The 1262-nt window shown below is 66.6% G+C and carries 1 protein-coding gene and 2 pseudogenes; 2 read left to right on the top strand and 1 reads right to left on the bottom strand.

Translation table 11 applies throughout. The features are described from left to right. A pseudogene (locus JYJ84_RS36975) lies at window positions 1-209 on the top strand (LysE family translocator); the annotation flags it as partial. A 124-nt stretch (window positions 210-333) separates the two neighbouring features. Here JYJ84_RS36975 and JYJ84_RS36970 read toward each other — a convergent pair. Beyond that, window positions 334-636: a hypothetical protein gene (locus JYJ84_RS36970; RefSeq protein WP_122944684.1), complete on the bottom strand. Its 303-nt coding sequence runs from the start codon at window positions 634-636 to the stop codon at window positions 334-336. A gap of 515 nt (window positions 637-1151) precedes the next feature. On the opposite strand from JYJ84_RS36970, the pseudogene JYJ84_RS36965 reads away from it, so the two are divergent. Next, window positions 1152-1262: pseudogene (locus JYJ84_RS36965) on the top strand (DUF2520 domain-containing protein); the annotation flags it as partial.

Here is a 1262-nt window from a genome sequence, read left to right as displayed (position 1 = left end):
CGGCCACCGCGTCGGTGTTCCTGTCGGGCTTTTTCCTCGGCGGCCTCGCGTGGACGCTCTTCATGTGCACGCTCGCGAGCCAGGGCCGCAAGCGCGCGGGCGCCGGGCTGATGCGCGCGTGTCACATCGCGTCGGCGCTGCTGTTCGCGTATTTCTCGTACAGCGTGATCGTCGGCGGCTACCGCGACCTGATCGTGCACGCGGTGTAATCGCAGCCGGCTTGCGCGGGTAGTTCACCGAGGTCAGGCAGCGACTCCAAAGAAAAAACGGCGCAGCGCCCCTCGCGGGACGTTGCGCCGTTTTGCCACGCGCGGCTAGGCCGCGCGGCACGAATCAGCGACGCCAGTAGCCGTGATGGCCCCAGCCGCCGTAACCGTGACGCCAGTACGGACGGCCGTAGTAGCCACCATAGCCGCCGACGACCACGGCGGGCGGCGGCGCGTAGTACGCCGGTGCCGGTGCGTAATAGACGGGCGGCGGCGGCGCGTAGTACACGGGCGGCGGCGGTGCATAGACGGGATACGCGGGTGCGACCGGGATACCGATGCCGACCCCGATCGACACGTGAGCCTGCGCGACGCTTGCGGCACCCAGGCCCAGCGCGGCGGCGGCGATGAACGGAATGAGCTTTTTCACTTCGATTCTCCTGCTGGAGCGGTATTTTATGCGCCCCTGTCGGCAACGGCGGACATGCACGTCGCATGGAAGCAATGTAGCGAAAACCCGCCCCTCGCGTATCGTGCATTTGTTGCAAATTGCAATTGCACGCGGCCGGAGCCGCCGTGCGGCGCGGCTTGCAGCGCCTGCGGCGACCCTTGCGAGCCGCGCGATTCCGTCCGACGAGTCGGGTCGCAACATCATGGCCGGTCAGTCTTACCGGATACGGCGCGCACGGCGGGCACGCGACCGTAATGAACGATTACAAATTTGAGACAAGATGCCGACATTTCAAGCGGAATACGGGCGCGATATGTTTCGGGGTCGGATTCGACGATCGTGAATCGACCGTGACGCCGAGCGCCGATACACGTGTCGATCACGCCGCATGCCGGTCATCCACACCCGCATCCACGCGGAAATGGCCCTTGCGCGACCCCGCCGTCATTCCTGCGATACTGGCGGTTGCTTCGTTTTCCCTTACGCCCGCTGCCATGTCCCTCCCCGACACACCCCGCCTCGGCTTCATCGGCGCCGGCCGTCTCGCGCGCTGCGTCGCGCAGCGCTTCGCGCAGGCCGGCTTTCCGGTCGTCGCGATCGCGAGC

The organism is Burkholderia sp. LMG 13014 (genome assembly GCF_905232215.1).
Classification (GTDB): Bacteria; Pseudomonadota; Gammaproteobacteria; order Burkholderiales; family Burkholderiaceae; genus Burkholderia.
The sequence above is the reverse complement of the archived record's forward strand: the minus strand, read 5'-3'. Positions and strand labels throughout refer to the sequence as shown.